Raw genomic sequence first — 22,991 nt, 5'->3', positions numbered from 1 at the left:
GATGATGGATCAGGCAGTCGAAAGAACGATCATACACGCAACGACGGCGCTCTGCCCTCAGTGTTTGCGCGAGCTTCCCGCCACCGTGTACGAAGAGGCGGATGGGGCCGTGTGGATGGAGCGCACGTGCCCCGAGCACGGAGAGCTCGCGACGCGCATGTGGCCCGACGCCGACCACTACCGATGGCTGCGCTCCGAGGCGTTCGCGAAGGTGGCGCCGCAGAATACGACGCCTGTTTCCGGGCCGTGCCCGTTCGGCTGCGGCACGTGCGGACGTCACGAGCGGCGCGGCACGCTGCTCGAGATCGAGGTGACGAGGAACTGCAACCTGCACTGTCCCGTGTGCTTTGCCAGCGCGGTCGGCGGAGAAGACGATCCGTCCATGGAGGAGATCTCGACCATGTACGACGTGATCGCGAACGCGGTGGGAACCGATGGCGCCGTGCAGATAACGGGCGGCGAGCCGACGTGTCGCAAAGATCTGCCCGAGATCATCGCGCTGGGCCGCCAGAAGGGTTTCTGGGGCATCGAGGTCAACACGAACGGGCTTGTGATAGCTGCGCGCGACGGATACCTCGAAGAGCTCGTGGCTGCGGGTCTCACCGGCGTGTACCTGTCTTTCGACGGTCTTACGGGCGATGTGTACGAGGCGACGTGCGGGCGCGATATCCTGGATACCAAGCTCAAGGTGATCGAGCGTTGCCGCGAGGTCGGAGTTCAGGTGGTGCTCTCGGTGGCGGTCGTCGCCGGCTCGAACGACAAGCAGCTCGGCGATCTGCTGAGGTTCTCGCTCGACAACGCCGATGTGGTTGCGGGGCTCGCCCTGCAGCCGGCGTTCACATCGGGCCGCTTCGAGGCGAAGCGCGCCATGCCCATGTCGGCGGGCGATGTTATCTTCCAGCTGGCCGAACAGTCCGATGGGCTCATCGCCCCCTACGACATATGGCCGCTCGGGTGTTCGAACCCGCTGTGCGATACGGGCGTGTTCCTCGTGCACGGCGAAGCGCCCGAGGGCGTTGAGGCGCATCCGTCGGGATTCTATCCGGCGACGCGCGCGATGACTGTGGAGGAGTACCACGCCGGATACAGCCCGGATAGCCCGCAGGGTTCGGTGTTCCTCGACATTTTGGCCAAGCGTGGCGTGGAGGTGAAGAGCGGTCTGTCCATCATCGTCATGAACTACATGGACGCCGTGTCGATGGACACGCAGCGATTGAGGGAATGCAGCATGATGGTTACCGTGCCCGACGGTCGGGCGATTCCGTTCTGCTCTTACCATCTGACCGATGCGGCGGGCAAGCGCGTCTATCCGCCGTGGTGCAAAGAAGAGCTGGCGTAGAAGAGCCGCAAGGCGTTCGCCTTCCCTGCGGGAATCGGAATCCGCAGGGAAGGCGGTCCGAAAAGACAAGGCCCGCATGCGGCGGGCACCCGGTCGGAGCCGGGAGAAGACGAGATGAGGAGCATGAGCCTATGGCTTCTTCAGATGATACGAACGTTGGGTACAAGGTCCATATAGACCGCGCCCTGTGCACGTCATGCGGCCTGTGCGAAGCGTTCTGCCCCGTAAACGTGTTCGAGATGAACGACGGCCCGCAGGCCGTTCGGCCCGAGGATTGCTGGGGCTGCGAGACATGCGCCGGCCAATGCCCCGTTCACGCCATTCGCATCGAGGCGTCTCCTGCGGCGAAAGCGGCCTTCGAAGAGCGCGAGGTAGCTGCGCCGCTCGACCCCGAGATCAAAGCGCGGTACAGGGAATGGGCGCAGGTTCTGACCGACGTCCTCGGCCTGCGCTGGCATCCCGTTGCCATTTCGCTTGTCAAAGCCGGCGATCCCCTGCCCGACGTGCCGATGCCCGAAGAGCGCCTGCGGTTCTGCCAATCGCTCATGGCGGCGAGGCGCGGGCGCTCCCTCATGATGCCCGCGAATCGGCATGCGTGCCCCGACGGCACCTCCATTCTGGGACTGACTCCCATGCCCGAGAAGCTTGCGAGCGGCGAGCTCTACATCCTGTTCCATAAACTCGATTCGGTCGAAGCAGCTAAGCGCATGGTGCACGAGCGTCCGTGCTTGCCGCCGCGCACGGTCGATGCAACGGTTGTGACGCCGCTTTCCGATGCGGCGTGCGAAGCCGAGGTCGTCGCCATCGTCGCGCAGCCCGAGCAGATCATGTGGCTTTCGATGGCCACATCCTACTACACCGGCCATCGCCATGATTTTCATGCGAGCGGCTACAATGCCCAGTGCGTCGAAACCACGCTTCTGCCGATGACAACGGGTGAGATCAACATCTCGTTTGGATGCTACGGATGCCGTGCGAGCTCCGATGTGGGCGACGATTGCATGATGATGGGCATTCCCGTAAGTCTCATGCCTCAGGTCGTCAAGGGCCTCAAAGAGCTGGGCAAGAAAGCTATCCCGCAATCTCGGGATAAGATCTATTTGCCGCCCTTCTAGGATGCGCTATGGATGAACTGATAACAATCAGACCTGCCGAAGCCGATGATCTTGCGACCATCGAGGCGTATGCGGCCCTCGAGGGCATGGGGCCGATCGAATCGGTCGAGAGCATTCGCGTGGCCGTCAACGGCGACGGCGATATCGTAGGGTTCATCAGGCTCGTGCTCGACGCGCAGGGCGTGTGCCACGTCAACCCCGTCGTCGTGTACTCGACATGGCGCGGCTACGGAGTCGGTCGCGCGCTCGTCGAGGATGCCCTTGAGGAATACGGCGAGCTGAGGTTGGTATCGCGCGGATCGAGCCTGGCGTTTTACCGGGCGCTTGGATTCGAGCCCGTCGAATGGGGGAGCATACATCCGCCCATCGCCGCCGAATGCGATGGATGCGAGCTGTACGACGAATGCGGGCCCGTGCCGGTTCGCAAGCGAAGCGAGAGCACGTGCGGCGAGACTAGCCGAAAAACGTCTGATTGAGCCAAGGGCCGTATTCGCCTGTCCACATAGAGCCGAGCTGATCGAAGATGTCGGCCCAGGGTATCTCTTTTCCGAACAGCAGTTCCAGGTAGTGGCGGTTTTCGATGCCGCAGCCGCCGGGAGTTTCAAGGCGTGCTTGGGCAACCGTATAGGTGCAGGTGGGACATGTGGTGATAAGCGTTGCCGCACCGGTGGCGCGCGCCTCGTCGATCACGCGATGCACGCGACGGTTCGTGATATCGGGATCGAAAGACGCCACGGCGCCTCCCGCGCCGCAGCAGAGCGTCCCGCGTTTGCGATGGTCCATCTCGCGCTGCTCTGCGCTCGGCACGTAGCGCTTCGCCAGCGCTCGGATGGCCTTTCCATGCCTGCTATCGGCACGGTCGTGGCATGAATCGAAAAACGTGAGGCTCCGAGTTTCGAGCGGGGCGAAGCCGGCAAGTTCGTTCAGCTCGCCTTGTTCCAGCGCGGTTGTCTTTTTGCCCGATCGCGCAATCATCTTCCGGCTTTCCCCGTACAAGACCTCGGGCAACGGGACGATCTCGATTTCGCCGGCAAGCAGTTCGGAAAACTCATCGGCGCACCCGGGGCAGATCGTGATCATGCGGGTTATTCCCGCGGCTCTCATCTGGTCGAGTATGCGTTGTCTGAGCGCGGCGGCGCGATCGAACAGGCCGGCGCTCATGAGGGGGCTGCCGCAGCAGTCGTCTGACAGCGCCCATGCGATGCCCGCGCGGGTGAGCCATTCGCCTGCGGCCCGCGTGAGCTCGGGGGCGTAGCTTACAAGCGAGCAGCCGGGGAAGAAGAGCGTGTCTACGTGCCCCGGGCCCGCCTCGGCGGCCTGCGCGAGCGTGGTGAACTCCGGATACCCTATCCCGTAGATCGCGCGATAGGCGCTGAAGATATGCCACTCGTTATCGACCATTACCAGCCGGGAATCGTCGGGGGGCATGAGACCTGCGCGCATGAACAGCTCGCGCCAGTCGCGCATCCGGTCGGGGGCGAGCATGTGGGTCTGGCACGTTGCCGTGCAGTACCCGCAGAAACAGCAGCGCCGAAGCGCATGGTAGAGTTCGGGTCGGCGCTCGACGATGGCGAGCGTTGCCGAGGGCTGCTCGCTTAGCGGGAGGGCGATGATGGCGCGGTAATCGCCCTCGACTGCGCCGATATCGAGGTCCGGCTCGCGCAGAACCTCGCACCTGAGCGTGCACCGCTTGCAATGGGAGCATGTCAGCCGGTTGTTCGCCCATTCGCCAAGTGCGTCGAGGATGGGGGAATCGATGCGCGCTACAGCGGCAAGGTTCTCTTCCGTCAGTTTTTGCGGCCTCATCGTCGGATACTCCCGTCTCTCAGAATTCGAGTGTAGTGCACTTTTTCGCGTTCAGGTGGTAAAACAGGCCAGCGAGCCGAAGCGTCGCTTTAAGGTGGGGCCTTGTAGCGGTGCGGACGCGTCTGCTCGCATGGCGAACGCGCCGCTTGCGCAACGCGCCCCGTCTGCAAGAAGGCTGGCGCGCAGCCTAGCCGGCGCAGCGAGGCGTGTCGGGCAGATCGATATCCAGCGCGCTGGCCGCATCGGCACGCAGTTCTTCGAGCGTGAGCTCGTAGCAGGCCAGTGCGTCGATCCAGCGGCGCAGGCAGCGGCGGCCTTTGTCGGTCAGCGAGAACATGCGCTTTGCGGAGCCTTCCTCGGGGGTGTCCCATTTCGATGTGACGAGCTCGTTTTCCTCCATGCGCTTCAAGGCGCGGTAGATTCCCGTCGCGTCGGGTTTCTTTCCGCCGAACATGGGCGACTGCGCTGCGAGTTGCACGATGATGTATCCATGAAGCGGCTCTTCGGATTTTGCGAGCAGGGTAAGTATGGTGGGCTGGGAGAGGCGGTTGAGCGATTTTCCGAGCTCGGCGCACTCCTTGAGATCGTCGTCGGACTTGGGGTTGCAGCTATGCCACATGGCGTTCCTTCCAATTGGATTCGATGGGACTATCATCCCATAAATAGTTGCAAACTGCTAGTATTTTCATGCAAACAATCCCTGGAACGACGGAAGCCATCGCGCGATGGCTTCCGTCGCAATGCCGACGTGCTCTGTCCGCTTTGCCGGCTTGTCGGCTGAGCGGACAGAGCTTTGCGACAGTTGCCCTAGATGCCCAGCACCCCCACGATGAAGGGAATCCAGAACGTGATGAGTATGATCAGGATTATGGCGGGAACGACGCCCGTTTTGAACATATCTCCAAACGTGTAATACCCCTCGCCGTAGGTTAGCATGACGGTCGGGTTGACGGGCAGAAGCACGTTTCCCGCCACGACGATGGCGAGCGCGATCGTGGGCACGGCGGGCGAAACCCCGAAGCTCGCGCACAGCGTGATCATGATCGGGATGAAGATGGCCAGGATGGCCGCGCCGATCGGGCACAGCGTATGCAGGATGTAGACGAGCGTCATCAGCACGGCTATCGAACCGAAGAACCCGAGGTTCGTGACGCCGCTGTTCATGAACAGGTTGGCGAGAAACGTTGCCCCGCCGGTCGATTCGACGACCCCGCCGAGCGTGAAGATGGCGCCGCACATGATCACGATTCCCCAGGGCACGGCGCTTTGGAATTCTTTCCAGGTTATGAGATCCATGCCGGGGACGAACATGACGATCAGTCCGACAAGCGCGACGATCGTGGTGTTGAATACGGGGATCCAGTTTCCTGCGATCCAGAGAACGACCATCAGCACGATGACCAGGATTGCCTTGATCTCGAAGGGGGATACGGTTTTGGCTTCTTCGGCCTCCTTGCGGATGTCGGCGAACACGGCCTCGGTGATGGGTTCCGGTTTGATTATGCGCGTGATGGAGAACCAGCAGACCGGAACCATGATGATGACGAGGGGAAGTCCGACGATCATCCAATCGAAGAAGCTGATGGTCTGACCGGTTATCTGCTGCATGACGTTCATGGCGACGACGTTGAAGGAGCTGCCGGCCGGCGTTGCTATGCCGCCCGTGACCGAAGCGACGGGGACGCCGATCATGAGGCAGCGCCCCAGGTTCGATTGCAGCGGCTTGGCGTCAGCGGCTTTGAGGATCGCGAGGGCGAAGCCAAGGAACAGCACGGTGCAGGGGACGTCGGACATGACGGTCGATACGAGAGCCGTCGCGATCATGAATGCGAGTACGAGCTTGGTCGAATCGGTCCCGGTGCGTTTGAGCAGAACCGAGATCAGGCGCACTCCCCAGTGCGTTTTCATCATGACAGCCGGCATGGCGAAGACGGCGATGATGAAGAAGAGGGCCGAGCTGCCGAATCCGACGAAGGCCGTCGACGCGCTTTCGAGCACTCCGATGATCGGGAGCATGACCAGCGTGAACAGTGCGGTTATCCCGACGGGGACGGCCGAGGTGGTCCACAGGCAGACGAGCGAAAGCAGGAGACCGAGGCACATGATCCCCTGGTGAGACAATTCTTCCGAGCCCGGTATCAGGCACGAAACGATGATGCAGATGGCCGCAAGGCCGATGCCGACGAGTCTTTTCGGCATCGGGACGGTAGAGTTTTCCATTGTATATACCCCCTATGTATGCGTACTCTGGTTCCCTCATGCGCCAGTCGCGAGGGAACCCCAAGACCGTGGTACCTCGGTCTCGGGGTTCTCGAATCATGCGACTGTCAAGCATAACAGGCGAGCTGTTTTCCTACGCCTGCTTTTTCTTGGGGATGCGAACGGCGAATGCGCAGACGGCGCAAACGGCGACGATGGCAGCGGTCACGAAGAACGCGGTGGTTGCAAATCCGGTTGCATCGTACAGAGCGCCAGCCATGATCGGGATGATCGACGAGATGATCGTGGTGGTGAGCATGGTGGTGCTGAGGTTCTTCGGATAGGCGGCAAGGCCGAAGTAGTTCGCTACCGTGGTCGGCAGGTTGGTTGCGATCGAGCCGAAACCGAGTCCGGTGCAGATGTAGTAGATGTACATCATGGCGGGGTTGCTGGCCATGGCAGCGCACAGGATTCCTATCACGATGAGCACGAGGGCCGCTCCGATGATGCGGATGGGTTCGATGGTGTCGGCGAGCAGGCCGATGACGAGCTTGCCGATCAGGCTTGCGATGCCCATGACCGACACGGCTGCAACGATGGTGCCGGGATCGAAGCCGAGCGAGGTGAAGTGGATGACGCCCTGCGAGGTCGCGAGGCTGAAGGCGCAGAATCCGCCCGAACCGCCGACGGCGATCAGCCAGAAGAACGGGGAGCGAATGGCCTGGCGATATTCGATCTTATCTGCGTTCTTGTACACCTTGAGGGGCTTCTGGGCGCCGCCGGCAGCCTGGCTTGCACCGCCGTCGGGCTCCTGGCCGATGTCTGCGGGGCGGTTCTTCACGACGAACAAGGCGAGCGGAATGATGATGATGCCGAAGATGGCGATCAGGTACCAGCCGCTTTGCCAAGCTCCGCCCGAAGCTCCGATGATGTTGTTGACGACGAGCGGGGCCGCGAACGATGCGAGGCCGCCGATGCCCATGGTCACGGCCATGGCGACGCCGCGCTTGGCGACGAACCATTCACCGACCGTGCTCTGCACGGAGATCTGGCCTGCCATGATGGTGCTGACGCTCATGATCACGCCGAAGATGATGAAGTACATGATCGCGTCTTTCACGATGAAGATCATCGCAAGAGCGGCGAGGAGCATGATGGCACCGCCGATGGCCATCGTGAATTTGGCGCCCTTCTTGGCAACGAGCTGCCCGACGAGAGGCGAGGGCAGGCCCTGCATCAAGACGAAGAGCGAGAAGCCGGCTCCCAGTACGGTGCCGGTGAGGCCCATCGAGGGGTCTTGCAGCATCATGGGGTTGACGATTTGGGCTGTCGCGAGCACGAAGCCCGACGAGCAGAAGTACATGATGCCGAGCACTACCGTGAGCGGCCATCCAAAGAACTTCTTCTTTTCCATGTTTTCTCCTTGGTGTTGATCCTCTAGTGTTCGCTCGTCAACCGTTTGTCGGTACCGCGGTTGCGGGCAACAGAACCGAAAGATTCAAGCATGCGGATCGTGAATGACTGATTCGGATTGCCGAGACTGCTCATCGAAGCGTGCGCTTCTCGGGTACCATAGCGTCCGGATCGGGTTTCCGAATTCCGGTCAGCCGTGAGCCGCCTGCTAGAATCCATGTTCCCTGAAAAAGATGTTTGCTTCCCCCTTCCCTCATTCGAAACCGTCGGGAGATCTCAAACGGGAGGAATCGCGCTTGGGCGCCTTCGTCCCCCGCTGTAGTTCGGCATTATAGGAACATGCGCGAGTATGGAACAAATACGTATGTTGCAGGAGCCGAGACTAAGGAGAGTTACCTGCCTATGCGTTTTTCGATGCATGTGGTTTCACTTTTCGAATAAAGCGAGGACAGGAAGCGATTGCACGATAAAACAAGGCCTGCGCAACGGCAGGCCTTGCACGTTCGGGCGGCGCGATCGGCTCGGCCGCTACAGCTTCGGAGGATAGATCTCGGGTCGGATGCGCTCGGCATGCTCTTCGAGCTTATCGGCGAAGAATTCCAGTTCGGGGCGATCGAGATCCTTTTTCATGAACACGTACGCGTCGACGTAGCGTTTCTTATCCCGCAGCGGCAACACCGTCACATGTTGTTTGAGAAGATCGGCGATGAGCGGCTTGTACTTCTTGTTCACCTTGGTGAGAAGATGGATTCCGTCGCCGGGGTCGGCTGCGTAGAACTCGAGAGGGTTGTCCGAGGGCACGAGCGTGATGTTCGGGTAGAATCCGACTTCCGAGCACATGCGGATGAAATCCTCGCGGAAGCGCTCGCTGTGCCGGTTCGCTTGCAGGATGAAGCGGCCCTGCGACAGATCGCGCAACTCCAGATCGGTTCGCGACGCCCACGGCGAATCCTTCGCGACGCCCACGACGAGTTCTCCGTGGAACTCGGGGATCCAGATGGAGCGCACCGAGCTGGGGAGCTTCGGATCGGAGAAGCCCTCTTCGGTGATGACGGTCTCAAACGAGATGTCCACCTTGCCCATATCCACCATCTGCTTGGCCGAAAGGCCGCTGCTGTCCATGTTGAGGAACTCGACGCGAAGCCCGGCGAAATTCTGCTTGGCCGAAGCGGCCACCTCGTTGATTCCTATGTAGAGCGCATTGGTGTGCAGCATGTCGAGGATGAGGATCCGGCGGCTTCGCGACGTCGGAAGCGAGTGAAGTTCGGCGAGCATGTTCGCCTGATCGCCGATGATCTTGCCCGAGTATTTGAGCACGACTTCGCCTGCCGCAGTCAGGCTCAAAGGGCGGGTTTCGTAGAACAGCTCGCAGCCGAGGTCGTTTGCGAGCGCCGCCATGTGGCGGCTCAGGGAAGGCTGCGACATATTGAGATCGCGGGCGGCCGAGACGAAGCTTTTGTGGGCTGCGAGTACCATAAATTCCCTGTAGATCTCAATATCCATTAGGAGTCCCCCGTTTTTCGGCTGCGTTCTTGGATTATTCGAAAAGTGAAATGAAGAGTAACAGAAAATGCATGAACAGGTGTGCAGTTCTGAGTATCGGCCTTAACAACATACGTATTTGGGTCATACTCGCGCATGTTTCTATAATACCAGAAAAGCGGCGCATATGAAGGTCCGTGGGGATGGATCTGTCGCTTCCGCCGGGGTCTCGAGACGGCCTTTCGGCAAAGATCTCTATTCAATCCGCCGTACAAGAGAAGGAGTGCACTATGGACTTCAAGAAGACCGAAGAGCAGGAGCTTCTGCTCGAAAGCCTCAGGACCGTCATGGAGCGGGGCAATTTCGAGAGCTATTTCAAAGAGTGCGACAAGAACCACGAGTACCCTCAAAAGGCCATCGACGCCCTCGTGGAAGCGGGCTTCTCGTCTTTGGGGATTCCCGAGGAGTTCGGCGGCACCCCGACCGATATCATGACCCAGATCATGGTTGCCGAAGAGGCGCATGCCCTCGGCTACCCGTCGCTTGTTTGGATCAACTTCGCAACCGAGGTTGACGACATCCTCGCCTTCGGCAACGAGGCGCAGCAGAAGGAGATCCTCAAGTACGCGCTTCAAGGCATCAAGCCTTTCACGCTCGGGTTCACCGAGCCCCAGGCCGGCTCCGACAGCGCCGCCATGGCGACGACGGCGACCAAGCGCGACGGCAAGGTGTACATCAACGGCAACAAGACGTTCAACACGAGTGCGGATCGCGCTCCCTACATGCTCTGCGTCTGCCGCAGCGGTATCAACGAGAACCCCTACAAGGATTTCAGCATGTATCTGTTCCCGATGGACCGCCCGGGCATCACGATCGAAAAGCTCGACAAGATCGGCAACAACATGTGCGGTACCTACGAAGTGCATCTCAACGACGTCGAATGCGAAGAGACCGATCTCGTGGGCGTTGAGGGCAAGGGCTTCTATCAGCTTATGAAGAACTTCGAGGTTGAGCGGCTCACCATCTGCGCGGCAAACGTTGGCATGGCCCGCTGCGCTTACGACGAAGCGGTCAAGTACGCCGGTCAGCGCGAGCAGTTCGGCAAGACCATCGGCTCCTTCCAGCTGATCCAGGAAAAGATCGTCGACATGAAGATCAAGATCGAAAACATGCAGAACCTGCTCTACAAGGCTGCATGGAAGAAGGAGAACGGCGAATCCATCGCCATCGACTCCTCGCTCGTGAAGCGCTATACGGGCCAGGCCGCCTTCGAGGTCATAGACGACGCCATGCAGATCATGGGCGGCATCGGCTATACGCACGACTGCCGGATCTCCCGCCTGTGGCGCGACCAGCGGGTCTATCGCATCATGGCCGGCACCGAAGAGATCATGGTGCATACAGCGGGCCGCGCCCTTATCAAAGAGGCTCAGTAGGCAATCGGAAGGAGAGAGTAAGCAGCGATGAACACTGTTGCGTGTTACAAGGTGGTTCCCGATGCCCAGGACATCGATGTCAATCCTGACGGGAGCCTGAACACCGCGAAGGCGGAGATCGTGCTCGGCGAGTACGATCTCATGGCCATCGAGGAGGCGGTGAAGCTCGCCGAGGCGACGAGCGGCCGGGCGGTCCTTCTTTCGGCCGGCGGACCCAAGCTCGTCGATACGAAGCTCGTCAAGGCTGCCCTTTCGCGCGGTGCCGACGAGTTGTTCTGCGTGGTTGACGAGGCGGTCGAATCCGCCGATGCGTACCAGACCGCTGCCGTTTTGGCGGCTGCCCTCAAAAACATGGAATACGACCTCGTCATCTGCGGGGAGGGATCCGCTGATCTTTACGCCCAGCAGGTCGGATCTCTTGTCGGCGCCTTGCTCGGCCTTCCCGTCGTGAACGCCGTCAGCGGCATCGAGGCGAAAGACGGCGCGGTCGTTGTCGAGCGCACGCTCGAAAACGAAGTCGAGGTGCTCGAAGTGGCGCTCCCCGCCGTTGTCTCGGTGACGACCGATGTCAACCTCCCGAGGATTCCGCAACTCAAGGACATCCTCGCTGCCGGCAAAAAGCCGGTTACCAAATGGACGCTCGACGAAGTGGGCGGCCTTCCCGAGAGCGGCGTCGAAACCCTGTCGGTCAAGGCTCCCGAAAGCATCGAGCGCAAGCAGGTCGTGTACGAAGGCTGCTCCGACGAGAACATCGGGGAGCTTGTTTCCAACATCAAAGCATCATGGTAGGGGTGAAGCCGCATGAGTAGAGTGAACACGGTATGGGTTCTTGGCGAGACCCCTGAAAGCTACGCCTCTTTGTGCTCCGTGGCCCGCAGGCTCGGCGATACGGTCGAGGCGGTTGTGCTCGGATCGGCCGATGCCGCACAGGCCGTCAAAGGAGCGGGCGCCGATGCGGTGCTGCTCGCTGCAAAGCGAGACGGCGCCCTTGTTGAAGATTGCGTTGCGACCGTTGCCGCTGCCGCTGCCGAACGAAAGCCCGACGCGATACTGGTTGCAACGACCAAGCGGATGCGTTTGGCCGCCGCCCGCATCGCCGCTTCGGCGCATACGCGCGTGGTCAACGACGCAACGCGGGTGTGGGTCGACGACGGCTGCCTGTTTGCCGAGCACATGGTGTTCGGCGGCAGCGCCTACAGCATCGAAAAGGCCACGAGCGCCCCGGCAGTCATCCTTCTGGGAGACGGCCTGCTCTTGAACGAGCCGCCTCTCGAAGGCGATGCGCCCGAGGCGGCGGTGACGGAGCTTCCTGCGGCGGATGCTGCTTCCGGGCTGAAGCTCATCGAGACGAAGCCCCGCACGGTCGAGTCTGTGAACCTCGCCGCCGCGCGCCGCGTGGTGAGCGTGGGCCGCGGCATCGAAAACGAAGAGGATCTGCAGATGATCAACGAGTTCGCCCAGGCAATCGAGGCGGAAGTCGGGTGCACGCGCCCCATCGCCGAAGGAGTGAACTGGATGTCACGGGAACGCTACATCGGCGTTTCGGGCGCCATGCTCAAGCCCGACGTGTTCGTTGCCGTAGGGGTTTCGGGTCAGATCCAGCATATGGTGGGCGCGAACACCGCAAAGACCATCATCGCAATCAACAAGGATAAGAACGCTCCCGTGTTCAAGCAGGCGGATTACGGCATCGTGGGCGATCTGTACGAGGTTGTCCCCAAACTCGTTGCGGGGCTGAAAGCGTAAGCAAACCGTTCGAACAAGAGGAGGATTTCAATGGATGAGAAGTTTTTCGAGGGATTGGCAAAGAACGTCAGCGACGGTCCGACGCCGTACATCAACCTCGCCAAGCTTGAGGCCGAAGTCGTCGAGGAGCGCCATGTGCGTCTGCGCCTTCCGGTGACCGAACTGCACAAGAACCATGTCGGCATCGCCTACGCGGGCAGCGAATTCGTGCTGGCCGAGATCGCGGGCGGCACGCTGTTCATGGCTACCTACGGCACCGACAAATACGTTCCGATTCTGAAGAGCGTCGAGTGCAAATACCTCAAGCCCGGAACCAAGGATCTGATCGCCGACATCGCCCTTACCGAAGAAGAGGCCGCCGAGAAGATCAAGGAGGTCGAAGAGCGCGGTCGCGGAAACTACTTCCTCGACGTGCCGCTCGTTGACGTCGACGGCGAGGACATCGCCCTCATGAGCTTTAACTACTATGCACTTCCTGCACAGCACTAGCGCAAGCAACGCGATAACGGCATACCAAGCGAAGAAGGAGGAAGCGTTATGAAGCAATACGATGCGATCGTCATCGGTGCAGGCGTCGGAGGCCTTGCCTCTGCGCTGCTTCTCGCGAACAGCGGCAAGAAGGTCGCCCTGTTCGAGAAGCGACTGCAACCCGGTGGACGTATCGGCTCGTCGAAGCGCGATGACTTCACGGTCGACTTCGGCGTCCATTTGATCTCCCGCGGGGAGAAGGGTCCGCTGATCCAGCTGCTCGACCGTTGCGGGGTGGAAAACGACATCGAGTTCACGAAAGTTCGCCCCATCCAGTCGACGGGCGGCGAAAAGTTCAAGTTCCCCCAAGACCTCAAAGGCCGCGTTCCCGACGAGGATTTCGATGCCGTCATCAAGATGGTTACCGATGTCAAGAACATGACCGATGAGGAGACGGGCGAATACGACGGCCAGACGCTCGAGGAGTTCTTGAACACCTACACGACCGACCCCTTCGTTCATGCGTGCGTGAGCCAGATCGGATTCATCTACTGCTGCATTCCCGAATACCGCCTATCGGCGGGCGAATTCGCCCGCTGCCTCAAATGGGAGGCCGAAGCCCACGCTTCCGGATACCCGTCGGGCGGTTGCGTTTCCATTCTGAGCGCCTACATGGGCGGCCTTGAGCAGTACGGCGTCGAGACCTATTTCGGCAAGCCTGTCGATACGATCGTCATCGAGGACGGCAAGGCGGTCGGCGTGATCGTCGGCGGCGAGGAGTTCCGTGCCGACATGATCGTATCGAACGCAGGCATCCAGGAGACGGTGCGCGACCTTGTCGGTGCCGAGCATTTCGATGCCGAGTACGTCGAGTACGTGAAGAATCTCGAGATTTCGTTCGTGTCGATCATCGCGCGCTTCGCGCTCGATACGGTGATCAGCCCCGAGATCAAAATGCTTTCCGGCTTCTCGTCGGTCCCCGTCAAGGAATACAACGACAAGCTGATGGCGGGCGAGGTGCCCGAGGAGCTCAATTCCTTCATCGTCGTTCCCTCGAGCTTCGATCCTTCGGTTGCCCCCGAGGGAAAGCAGCTGGTCATGATGACGACGGCCGTTCCCGCAGGTATTCCCGACGAGTACTGCCCGGCCATCCTCGAGGCGCTTATCGACATCGCAGAGGAGAGCTTCCCCGGCCTTCGCGACCATGCGGTTTTTGTAGAGAAGGTATTCCCTTCCGATGCTGCACGGATTATGGGCGAAGATGGCGCAGGCATCGGCATCGCCCAGCAGGCGGGCCAGGCGGGCAAGGATCGTCCGGCCATCAAGACGCCGATCGAGGGCCTTTACATCGTCGGCGCCGAAGCAGGTGGCGCGGGCGTTGGTACCGAGCTGGCGGCAAACAGCGCAATCGAGTTCTTCGACACATACGTAGCGTAAATCTCGAAGGGAGATGTCTTTCATGGCAAAGCATTCCGATATTCCCGCGTTTGGTAATCTTCAAGGTCTTAAAGTTGTGGTGTCGGCCGTCTCGACGGCCGGCCCCTTCGCCGGCGAACTGTTCGCCGAAAACGGCGCCGACGTTATCTGGCTCGAGCCGCCGAAGGGCATCGACCCGTTCCGCTGGACGCAGGACGGGTGGGGCGTGCAAAACGAGCGCCGCAACATGCGCAACCTGATGCTCGACGTCGTGTCCCCTGAGGGTCATGAGATATTCCTGAAGCTGATCGAAGATGCCGATATATTCATCGAGGCATCCCGTGGCGGCCAGTGGGAGAAGTGGGGCTACCCCGATTCGCTCTTGTGGGAGCACAATCCGAGGCTGGTCATAGGTCATATGTCAGGTTACGGCATGACGGGCGACCCCGATTACGTGAGCTTGCCCGGCTACGATTTCACCGTAAGCGCGTTCAGCGGCCTCATGTACCTCAACGGGTACCAGGATGGTCCGCCGCTCATGATTCAGAAGTTCGTGACGGACTACTACGCGGGCTTGTTCGCATACGGCTCGTCGCTTGCCGCATACGTGAACGCGCAGCGCACGGGCAAGGGCGAAAGCTTCGACCTCGCCCAGTTCGAAGCCGCCGTCCGCTGCCAGGCGGGTCTGTTCGGCAAATGGTTCGAGAAGCAGATCCAGGAAGATCGCGGAGCGGGGGCTCCGCGCGACAACATCTCCGCCGGCGCCGGTTACTACGAGTGCAAAGACGGCGAGGGCGTATACCTCTTCACTGCAGGTCAGGGTCCGACTAAGAAGGCCATCGAGTTCTTCGGCCTCGAGTACGGCTCCGAGATGTTCCCCGAGGGCATTCCCTCGGTCGGCATCCATTCGGAGGGTGCGCCGGTGTTCGACGGCGCGATCGAGAAGTTCGCTTCCGAGCATACTGCCGCCGAATTTGCGGAGGCCATGGCGAAAGTCGGCATTCCGTGTTCGGTCGTCATGAACTACGACATGATGGAGAAGCATCCGCATTATCTTGCCCGCAACACCTGGATCGAGTGGGATACCGTTGACGGCAGGAAGGTCAAGGGCGTCACCTCCGTGCCCCGCTTCGCCAATCAGCCTTCGCAGATATGGCGCGGTTGCCCTTCGCAGGGAATGGATAACGACGACATCCTTGATGATCTCGGGTTTTCCAAGGAAGAGGTCGCGGAGTTCTACGAGAAGGGCATTCTTCGCAAGAGCGACTACGTGGGTGGGCTTTGATCAACCTCGTCGACATACTAGACGCGTCCGCGAACGCTCATCCTGACAAGGTTGCCATGCGCTTCAAGGATCGGTCCTTCACGTTTTCCGACGTGAAGGACCGGGTTGATCGGCTGGCTGGCGCCCTTGCCGATCGGGGAACCGAAAGGCGGGGGCATGTAGCCGTTATCACGCCCAATACGAGCGCATGCATAGAGATCGTCTTTGCGTGCGCTCGCCTGGGCGCGGTGTGCGAGCAGTACAACACGCGCCTGTCGGCGCTCAGCATCGTGGGATTGCTGCGGCGCTCGGATGCGCGCATCGTTTTTCTCTCGTGCGCCATGTACGACGTATTGAAGGATCATCTGGAATCCGTCGGCAGGCCGCTCACGCTGATTCTGCTCGACGGCGTGGCGGGTGACGAGGCGGCGAGGGCGCGTGCGGTTGCGATAGCGGATGGCGTGGATGCGTTCGATTACGAAAACGTGCTCGCTGAAGCCGAGCCGCTTGAAGCTGCTGCCGACGTTTCGGCTTCGGATGCCGTCATCATGCTGTATACGAGCGGCACGACGGGCATGCCACGGGGCGTGCTCCTCTCGCATGAGGCGCTTTTGGCCCGCATCGAGATCGACACGAAGGAGATGTGGTTCACTCCCGATGACGTTTCCCTGAGCGTCTTGCCCCTGTTCCACGTCACGTGCGTTACCGCATTCGTCACGGTGGCGAACGGCGCGGAGCTCGTGATCGCCGATTCCCATAAGCCTGAAGATGTGGCTGCGATGATCAGGACGTACGGGGTCACGCGCGTTGGGCTCGTTCCGTTTTTGCTGCGCGCGCTTGCCGATTACGTCGAGCGAAACGACATCGGCATCGACACCCTCAGGCTTATCGTGTACGGAGGGGAGCCGATCAGCCTTGATCTGCTGACCCGATGCCAAAAGCTTTTGAAGTGCGATTTCCTTCAAGGCTACGGCATGACGGAAACGGCTTCGGCCATTACCATGCTGACCCCCGAGCACCACAAGAACCCCCGACTCCTCTCTACGGTGGGTACGGTGGTTCCCGGCATGGAACTCAAGGTTGTGGACCGCACCGGCAAAACGTGTCCTCCCGAAATCGCGGGCGAGGTTCTCGTGAAAACGAGAACCCTGATGAGCGGGTACTACCGCGATCCGGAGCGTACGGACGATGTCATCAGGGATGGCTGGTATTGCACGGGCGATATCGGCATTTTGGACGAAGAGGGGTTCTTGACGCTTGTCGATCGTAAGAACAACCTGGTCATTACCGGCGGAGAAAACGTCTATCCCCTTGAGGTCGGGCGGTGCATCGAAGCCATGGGCGACGATATCGTCGATGTCGTCGTGATCGGCATTCCCGATGCCGTTTGGGGCGAAACGCTTGCCGCCGTCGTGGTTCGCAAAGAGGGATCGGATGTTACGGAAGCCGATATCGTCGCCCACTGCGCGCATAGGCTTGGCGGGTACAAGAAGCCGCGCAAGGTGCTGTTCGTCGACTCGCTCGTTCGAAACGCGTCGGGGAAAGTGCCGAAGGATTATCTCGAGAAGATAAAAGAACAACTGATGTAAGGAAGGACGACCATGGCAGATTTCGATGCGATAGTCGTGGGAGCCGGGTGCGCCGGATCCGTTGCGGCCTGCGTGCTGGCGCGCGAGGGAAAAAGCGTGCTTCTGATCGAACGCGGCGGCGATGCGGGCTCGAAAAACATGACGGGCGGGCGCATCTACACGCATTCGCTTCGGCCGGTGTTTCCGGATTTCGAAGACGAGGCTCCCCTGGAGCGCAAGATTACCAAAGAGAAGATTTCCCTGATCACGGAGAATGAGAATACGACGATCGAGTTCGCTTCGCCCGAGCTCGGACGACCCGAGAACAGCTCGTATTCCGTGCTGCGCGGTCCTTTCGACCGCTGGCTTGCGGCAAAGGCCGAAGAAGCCGGTGCCGAGTGCATTTTCGGGATCACGGTCGAAGATCTCGTGTGGGAGGACGGCAGGATCGTCGGCGTTCGCGCAGGGGAGGACGAGATAACCGCAGAAGTCACCATTTTGGCCGATGGCGTGAACTCGCTTCTGACCGAGAAGACGAAGCTTGCCACCCGTCCGTCTGCCCACCAGCTCGCCGTGAGCGTAAAAGAGACGATCGAGCTGCCCGAACAGGTTATCGCAGATCGTTTCCAGGCGGAGGCCGGGGGAGGATCCGCCTGGCTGTTTGCCGGCGCGGCGACCCATGGGCATGTAGGCGGCGGTTTTCTGTACACGAACCGCGAGTCGATTTCAATCGGCTTGGTGGCAACCTTGTCCGATCTCTGCACATCGAAGGTTCCGGTCTACCAGATGATGGAGGATTTCAAAAACCATCCGTCTGTCGCGCCGGTTCTCAGGGGAGGCAAGCTCGTCGAATATTCCGGACACCTTATCCCCGAGGGCGGATACGATATGATTCCGACGCTTTACGCCGACGGCTGCCTGGTCACGGGCGATGCTGGCATGCTGTGCATCAATTTGGGCTATCAGGTTCGCGGCATGGACTATGCGGTCGCTTCGGGCGAGATCGCCGCTCAGACAGTGCTTGAAGCGCTCGAGGCGGGCGACGTCTCGTCGGCTCGGCTTTCGTCGTATCGAACGAAGCTCGAGAACAGCTTCGTGCTCAAGGACTTGCAGGCGTATCGCAATTTCCCCTCGTTCATGGAGGGCACCTCGCGGATCTTCTGCGGGTATCCTGAGATGGCGGCGGATATATTGCGCTCGATGTTCACGGTTGACGGATCTCCTGTGCAGCCGATCAAGAAGAAGGCCATGGGTCCGGTCAAGGAGCTCGGCATGTGGAACGTGCTCAAGGATGTGCGGAAGGGTGTGAAGGCGCTATGATCGAGGAAATCACGGTCAACGTCGACGAGAAGCTCGCCGTCGACAAGTTCAACGTCGACGAGGCGAATCCTCATATCGTTCTGGTCGACGACCCCGATCCTGCCGAATTCGACAAATTGATCCTCTGCTGCCCTGCGGGGCTCTACAAGCGCAGCCCCGAGGGAGATACGAGTTTCGACTACGCAGGATGCCTTGAGTGCGGCACCTGCAGGATTCTCTGCGGCAGCACCATTCTCGAAAAGTGGGAGTATCCCCAGGCGGGAATGGGCGTGTCGTATCGGTTCGGATAGGCGGGGGCGCACACGCAGGATGCGGCTTTCCCAGGGCTTCGTACCCCCGAAAGCCCTGTGCAAGGCAGAGGCGGTCGACCGTAGCGCAAGGCGCGGTCGGCCGCCTCGTTCTGTCTGCAGGCGATTTCGGTCTGGGGGGGGGAGGCGGGCCTGCCGCTTCGGGAAACGGCATTTCGGAGGCACCGTTTCCCGAGATGCCGTCTTGCCTTCGCCCGGGTATTCCGCAAAACAAAACCGCCCCGGCTTTCGCCGGGGCGGTCGATCGTTCGCCAACTTGGGGATGGTTCAATCCGCCGCTAAGCGAGTTGGTTGACGAACAGCTCGATAACGCCGACGTTTCGATCTTCGTCGACCGTCGTCGTATCGATCACGCGGGTGAGGTAGCCGTCTGCTTCTACGTATACCTTGTAGAGCGCGGCATCGACGTTGTGGAACCAGAAATCTCCGAATTCGTCGGTTTCGGTGGCCACCACATCGCCGTTGTCCAGATTTTCGAGCGTTACTTTGGCGCCGATGATGACCTCGTCGGCTTCGAGATCGACGACGATTCCGCCGATGAAGCGTTTCGGCTTGTTGAGGAAGTACATGCGGGGCTTGTCGTCGGCGCGCTCGGGTACAAGCAGCTCTGCTGCGGCGATTTCTTCGGCGAAGTCGGATTCCTCGCCGAAGCGAAGCGCCTCATGCGGGCATACGTCGACGCAGTGCGGAATCTCGCCGGCATCGACGAGGTGCGCGCAGCCCGTGCACTTCTGCGGAATGCCGAGCTCCTCGTTGTAGAAGATGGCATCGTAGGGGCACGCTTCGACGAGCTCCTTGATTCCTTCGGCCTTAGCGGGATCGATGATGACAAGGCCGTCGTCACGTTTGTACACGGCTTCGGGGGCCGCAGCCATGCATGGCGCGTTGTCGCAGTGCTGGCACATGCGAACGGTGTAGGATACCTTCACTTTGGGAACCTGGCCGCGAACCTTTTCCTCGAGCTTCGTCCAGAACTGCCCGGTGTCGGGCTGAGGCTTGGCGTAGGGCATCCAGTCGTTGTCGACATGTTCGTCTTTGCAGGCGAGCTGGCAGTTGCGGCAGCCGTTGCATTTGTTGTAATCGAAGATGAAAACCTTGCTCATCGTTATGCTCCTTCCACGATGCGCGCGGTCGCTACGAGGCCGCAATCGGGGTCGTATTCGCGGTTGAACGCTTCGGGATACTGCTCGGCAAGCTGGAAGACGTCGACTTTCTCGATGTTGACGAGGAATCCGCTCGTCACCTCGCCGACGGTGTTCTTCGAGGTAGTCGGCAGCGGGGCGATCAGGTTGTTTGCGCCGCCGCGGTCGAGGCCGCCCGCACCCATGACGATGGGATCGACGCGTGCGCCGTGATCCTGGTAGATCGCGCCGGGTATGATGCGCTCGGACACGATGACGCCGCCGAGCACGCCGCCTCGCTCGTTGTAGATCTTGGCGATATCGCCGGTTTCGAGGCCGAGCTTGCCGGCATCGGAGGGGTGGACCCAAATGGGCTCGTACTTGTAGCCGTCGGGGCCGGTTACCTTGCAGGTCTCGATTTCGCGAAGCCAGGTTACGTCGTCATGCTGCGCGTGCACGCGGAAGTGGGGATGGTTCGAAACGAGCAGGAACGGATACGTGCGTCCGCGGTCGAGATACTGGCGCTCCTGATGCTCGGGCGATTCGTCGACCCAATGGGGCACCGGGCCGCGTTCCTTGTCGTCGGGCCACATCTGAGCCAAGGAGGTCGAATAGTACTCGAGTTTGCCGGTGGGCGTGCGCAGCGGGCTCTTTTCGGGATCCTTGTAGAACTTGCTGAGGCCGACGGGCATCTCCCGGTAATCCTCGCGGGTCGGGAATGCGAAGTACTGCTTCTCCTTGAACTCTTCGAAAGAGGCGTCTTCGGGGACGCCGGATTTCTCGAATCCGTATTCGATCCACTCGTCGTCGGTTTTGCCGCCCAGATAGCGCTCGTAGATGTTCTCGTAGATGCCGCCGAATTTCTCGAGGGCCTTGGCAACCTCGCCGACGGCTTCCTTGTCTGATTTCGAATCGTAAAGAGGTTGGATGGCCTGGCGCTCGTACAGCACGACGTTCCACTGGCCCGAATCGGAATCGCTGCCGATATCCTCTGTTTCGAACTTGGTGTTCGACGGAAGGATGATGTCGCCGAAGAAGCAGTCGTTTTCCATCCAGGGGTGCTGGATGACGACGCACTCGACGTTCTCGTGGCGCAGGGCGTCCTGCATGTGGTACCCGCCGTTCCAGCAGGTTTCCCAACAGGGCGTGTCGGACCAGACCATATGGATGCCGTGATCGCCTTCGAGCGGGAAGGTGAAGGGGCCGGTGAACTGGTCCTCGCGCGGAAGACCGGCGGTCACATGGCCGTACCAGGTAACTTTTTCGCCCATGATGGCCTGCGGGATCATGGTCTTGGGGATGAAGCTCGGCTGCGAGCCGCTGCTTACCCAGCCGCGATAGGCGGCACCCATATCCGGGATCTTCGAGGGAGGCAGCGGCGATACGCCGGGAATGCCGAACAGCGTCCACTCCATGAACTTGAACTGGTTGGCGCCGGGCTTGCCGAGCCCCTGCATGCCGAGCAGCGCGACCTCGAGGCGGGCGGGCTCGTGCGAGAACGCCGAGCGGATGTAGCTGCCTCCGTTGCAGTGCGCAATGGAAACCGCGTGCTTCGCCCAGTAGCGGGCGAACGCCTTGATGGTGTAAGACGGCACGCCGCAGATCTTTTCGGCCCATTTCGGGGTCTTCGGAATTCCGTCTTCGCCGCCGAGCACATAGTAGCGGAAGTGATCGAATCCGACCGCATGGGTGTCAAGGTACTCCTGGTCGTAGGTGCCTTCGGTGATCCATGTGTAGGCGATGGCAAGCTGCAGCGCCGCGTCGGTGTTGGGAAGCACGGGGATCCACTTGTCGGCGTGCACCGCGTTCGTGTAGTTCACGTCGGGCGAGATGTGGATCTGCTTCACGCCGATGTCGGTGAACCAGAAGCAGATGCGGCTTGCCATGTAGCCGCCCCAGCCAAGCGGGGTGGTTTCAACGTCGCAGCCCCAGAACAGGACGGCGTCGCCGTTTTCGGAGATATCCTGGATGATGTTGCTTTGCTTGGATTGCTGGCCGAGCGGATCCATGCCCCAGATGTGCTTGGCTCCCCAGTACCAGCCCTCCCAGCTGTCGGGTTGGCGGGCCTGCGAGGTGAATCCCCCGCAGAGTTCCATGAGCTTGGTCATGCAGCCGTGGGCCGCATGGACGATTTTCGTCTCGCCATGGCCGTCGTATTCGCACAGAATGGAATTGGGGCCGTACGTGTCGTGAATCCGCTTGATCTCGCTGGCCACGAGCTGTGCGGCCTCGTCCCAGGAAATGCGGACGTATCCGCTGGTCCCGCGATTCTGCGGGTTGCGCTCTCCATTGGGATCCCAGTCGATGCGCTTCAAGGGGTAGGGGATGCGGTTTTTCGAGTAGACGCGCTTCTTGTAGCAAAGCGAAAGCGGCGAGATCAGCGTTTTGAAGCCGGGCTCGAACGTTTTGCCGTGCGCCTCGATCTTCCAGGGGTTGAGGTCTTCGGGGTCGTAATGCTCGTCGAAATGGAAGGGGCGAATGCGGAGAATCTTGTCGTTCTCCTCGTCGATGTCGACCGAGCAGGCGTTTGCGCCGAGGCCGAAGCTATCGAAGCCCAATCCTTTCACTATGTGGGTGCCGGTAACGTTTTTTCCCATCTTGTTTCTCCTCACTGTGTAAGGGCTGTTGCGGCCGGTCTTGCAAGCGGCCGCTCTGGCTTGAGCCGTCGTCTGCGCTCGGCTCGCGCAGACGACGGCTCCGATCCCCGCGGTTTACGCTCCGGGTGTCGGAGGCTTCGGCGCCGAAGGCGCGCCGGGTGCTTTCGGGGCGCTTGGCGCGCCGGGAACGCCGGGTGCTTTCGGGGCACCCGGAGCGCCGGGGGCACCCGGCATGGGGGGGATTCCGGGTGCCGGCGCTGCTTTGGCGCCGCAGCTCGGGCACTCGTTGGCGGTTGGATCCACCTCTGCTCCGCACTGGGGGCATTTGACGGGGCCTGCCTCAATGGTTGGCGGTCTGAAGCACATGGTTTTCGTCCTTTCTGCGGCGAGCCG

20 protein-coding genes are annotated in these 22,991 nt (G+C 60.7%); 12 read left to right on the top strand and 8 right to left on the bottom strand.

The window, feature by feature from the left end; translation table 11 throughout:
- The first annotated feature begins 1 nt into the window (after position 1).
- From C1719_RS11665 to C1719_RS11655, 3 genes are all read left to right on the top strand, one after another.
- The gene (locus tag C1719_RS11665) at positions 2 to 1,339 is read left to right on the top strand and encodes a radical SAM protein (protein ID WP_102375268.1); all 1,338 of its coding nucleotides are present in this window, start codon (positions 2 to 4) and stop codon (positions 1,337 to 1,339) included.
- 131 nt (positions 1,340 to 1,470) lie between these two features.
- Positions 1,471 to 2,454: a DUF169 domain-containing protein gene (locus C1719_RS11660; RefSeq protein ID WP_180963576.1), complete on the top strand. Its 984-nt coding sequence runs from the start codon at positions 1,471 to 1,473 to the stop codon at positions 2,452 to 2,454.
- A gap of 8 nt (positions 2,455 to 2,462) precedes the next feature.
- Complete coding sequence (locus C1719_RS11655) at positions 2,463 to 2,930, top strand: GNAT family N-acetyltransferase (RefSeq protein WP_102375266.1); 468 nt, start codon at positions 2,463 to 2,465, stop codon at positions 2,928 to 2,930.
- Here C1719_RS11655 and C1719_RS11650 read toward each other — a convergent pair.
- From C1719_RS11650 to C1719_RS11630, 5 genes are all read right to left on the bottom strand, one after another.
- The gene (locus C1719_RS11650) at positions 2,908 to 4,260 is read right to left on the bottom strand and encodes a (Fe-S)-binding protein (protein ID WP_102375265.1); all 1,353 of its coding nucleotides are present in this window, start codon (positions 4,258 to 4,260) and stop codon (positions 2,908 to 2,910) included. The two genes, C1719_RS11655 and C1719_RS11650, sit on opposite strands and share 23 nt — an antisense overlap.
- Before the next feature lie 187 nt (positions 4,261 to 4,447).
- Complete coding sequence (locus tag C1719_RS11645) at positions 4,448 to 4,879, bottom strand: PadR family transcriptional regulator (protein WP_180963575.1); 432 nt, start codon at positions 4,877 to 4,879, stop codon at positions 4,448 to 4,450.
- Positions 4,880 to 5,067: 188 nt separating this feature from the next.
- Positions 5,068 to 6,480 (bottom strand): SLC13 family permease, encoded by a 1,413-nt coding sequence (locus tag C1719_RS11640; protein WP_245874508.1) that lies wholly within the window; start codon positions 6,478 to 6,480, stop codon positions 5,068 to 5,070.
- A 133-nt stretch (positions 6,481 to 6,613) separates the two neighbouring features.
- Complete coding sequence (locus tag C1719_RS11635) at positions 6,614 to 7,873, bottom strand: MFS transporter (RefSeq protein ID WP_102375262.1); 1,260 nt, start codon at positions 7,871 to 7,873, stop codon at positions 6,614 to 6,616.
- Positions 7,874 to 8,400: 527 nt separating this feature from the next.
- Positions 8,401 to 9,375: a LysR family transcriptional regulator gene (locus C1719_RS11630; RefSeq protein ID WP_102375261.1), complete on the bottom strand. Its 975-nt coding sequence runs from the start codon at positions 9,373 to 9,375 to the stop codon at positions 8,401 to 8,403.
- A 269-nt stretch (positions 9,376 to 9,644) separates the two neighbouring features.
- On the opposite strand from C1719_RS11630, the gene C1719_RS11625 reads away from it, so the two are divergent.
- From C1719_RS11625 to C1719_RS11585, 9 genes are read left to right on the top strand one after another with little or no spacing between them, the layout of a single operon-like run.
- Entirely contained in the window at positions 9,645 to 10,790 is a 1,146-nt protein-coding gene (locus tag C1719_RS11625) for an acyl-CoA dehydrogenase (protein ID WP_102375260.1), read from the top strand.
- 27 nt (positions 10,791 to 10,817) lie between these two features.
- The gene (gene fixA, locus C1719_RS11620) at positions 10,818 to 11,579 is read left to right on the top strand and encodes a putative electron transfer flavoprotein FixA (RefSeq protein ID WP_102375259.1); all 762 of its coding nucleotides are present in this window, start codon (positions 10,818 to 10,820) and stop codon (positions 11,577 to 11,579) included.
- 12 nt (positions 11,580 to 11,591) lie between these two features.
- Positions 11,592 to 12,536, top strand: a complete 945-nt coding sequence (locus C1719_RS11615) for an FAD-binding protein (RefSeq protein WP_102375258.1) — start codon at positions 11,592 to 11,594, stop codon at positions 12,534 to 12,536.
- 30 nt (positions 12,537 to 12,566) lie between these two features.
- The gene (locus C1719_RS11610; RefSeq protein WP_102375257.1) at positions 12,567 to 13,025 is read left to right on the top strand and encodes a PaaI family thioesterase; all 459 of its coding nucleotides are present in this window, start codon (positions 12,567 to 12,569) and stop codon (positions 13,023 to 13,025) included.
- A gap of 48 nt (positions 13,026 to 13,073) precedes the next feature.
- A complete protein-coding gene (locus C1719_RS11605) occupies positions 13,074 to 14,441 on the top strand; it encodes a phytoene desaturase family protein (RefSeq protein ID WP_102375256.1) in 1,368 nt (455 codons plus the stop codon).
- A gap of 22 nt (positions 14,442 to 14,463) precedes the next feature.
- Positions 14,464 to 15,705, top strand: coding sequence for a CoA transferase (locus tag C1719_RS11600; RefSeq protein WP_102376051.1), 1,242 nt, complete (start codon positions 14,464 to 14,466; stop codon positions 15,703 to 15,705).
- The gene (locus C1719_RS11595) at positions 15,702 to 17,273 is read left to right on the top strand and encodes a class I adenylate-forming enzyme family protein (protein WP_102375255.1); all 1,572 of its coding nucleotides are present in this window, start codon (positions 15,702 to 15,704) and stop codon (positions 17,271 to 17,273) included. Before C1719_RS11600 ends, C1719_RS11595 begins: the two co-directional genes overlap by 4 nt.
- A gap of 12 nt (positions 17,274 to 17,285) precedes the next feature.
- On the top strand, positions 17,286 to 18,572 hold the full coding sequence (locus C1719_RS11590) for an FAD-dependent oxidoreductase (RefSeq protein ID WP_102375254.1): 1,287 nt from the start codon (positions 17,286 to 17,288) through the stop codon (positions 18,570 to 18,572).
- Positions 18,569 to 18,862, top strand: a complete 294-nt coding sequence (locus C1719_RS11585) for a ferredoxin family protein (RefSeq protein WP_102375253.1) — start codon at positions 18,569 to 18,571, stop codon at positions 18,860 to 18,862. The genes C1719_RS11590 and C1719_RS11585 overlap by 4 nt, the downstream gene beginning before the upstream one ends.
- A gap of 296 nt (positions 18,863 to 19,158) precedes the next feature.
- Here C1719_RS11585 and C1719_RS11580 read toward each other — a convergent pair whose 3' ends face one another.
- The 3 genes from C1719_RS11580 to C1719_RS16360 form a co-directional block, all read right to left on the bottom strand.
- Positions 19,159 to 19,983 carry a 4Fe-4S dicluster domain-containing protein gene (locus C1719_RS11580; RefSeq protein WP_102375252.1) on the bottom strand — a complete coding sequence of 275 codons (825 nt, stop codon included), beginning with the start codon at positions 19,981 to 19,983 and terminating at the stop codon, positions 19,159 to 19,161.
- Positions 19,984 to 19,985: 2 nt separating this feature from the next.
- Complete coding sequence (locus C1719_RS11575; RefSeq protein WP_102375251.1) at positions 19,986 to 22,598, bottom strand: molybdopterin-dependent oxidoreductase; 2,613 nt, start codon at positions 22,596 to 22,598, stop codon at positions 19,986 to 19,988.
- A 114-nt stretch (positions 22,599 to 22,712) separates the two neighbouring features.
- Positions 22,713 to 22,964, bottom strand: coding sequence for a zinc-ribbon domain-containing protein (locus C1719_RS16360; RefSeq protein ID WP_102375250.1), 252 nt, complete (start codon positions 22,962 to 22,964; stop codon positions 22,713 to 22,715).
- Between the last annotated feature and the right edge of the window lie 27 nt (positions 22,965 to 22,991).

The organism is Raoultibacter massiliensis (assembly GCF_900199545.1).
GTDB classification, from domain to species: Bacteria; Actinomycetota; Coriobacteriia; order Coriobacteriales; family Eggerthellaceae; genus Raoultibacter; species Raoultibacter massiliensis.
Note: the sequence above shows the minus strand (reverse complement) of the source record. Positions and strands in the feature narration are given on the sequence as shown.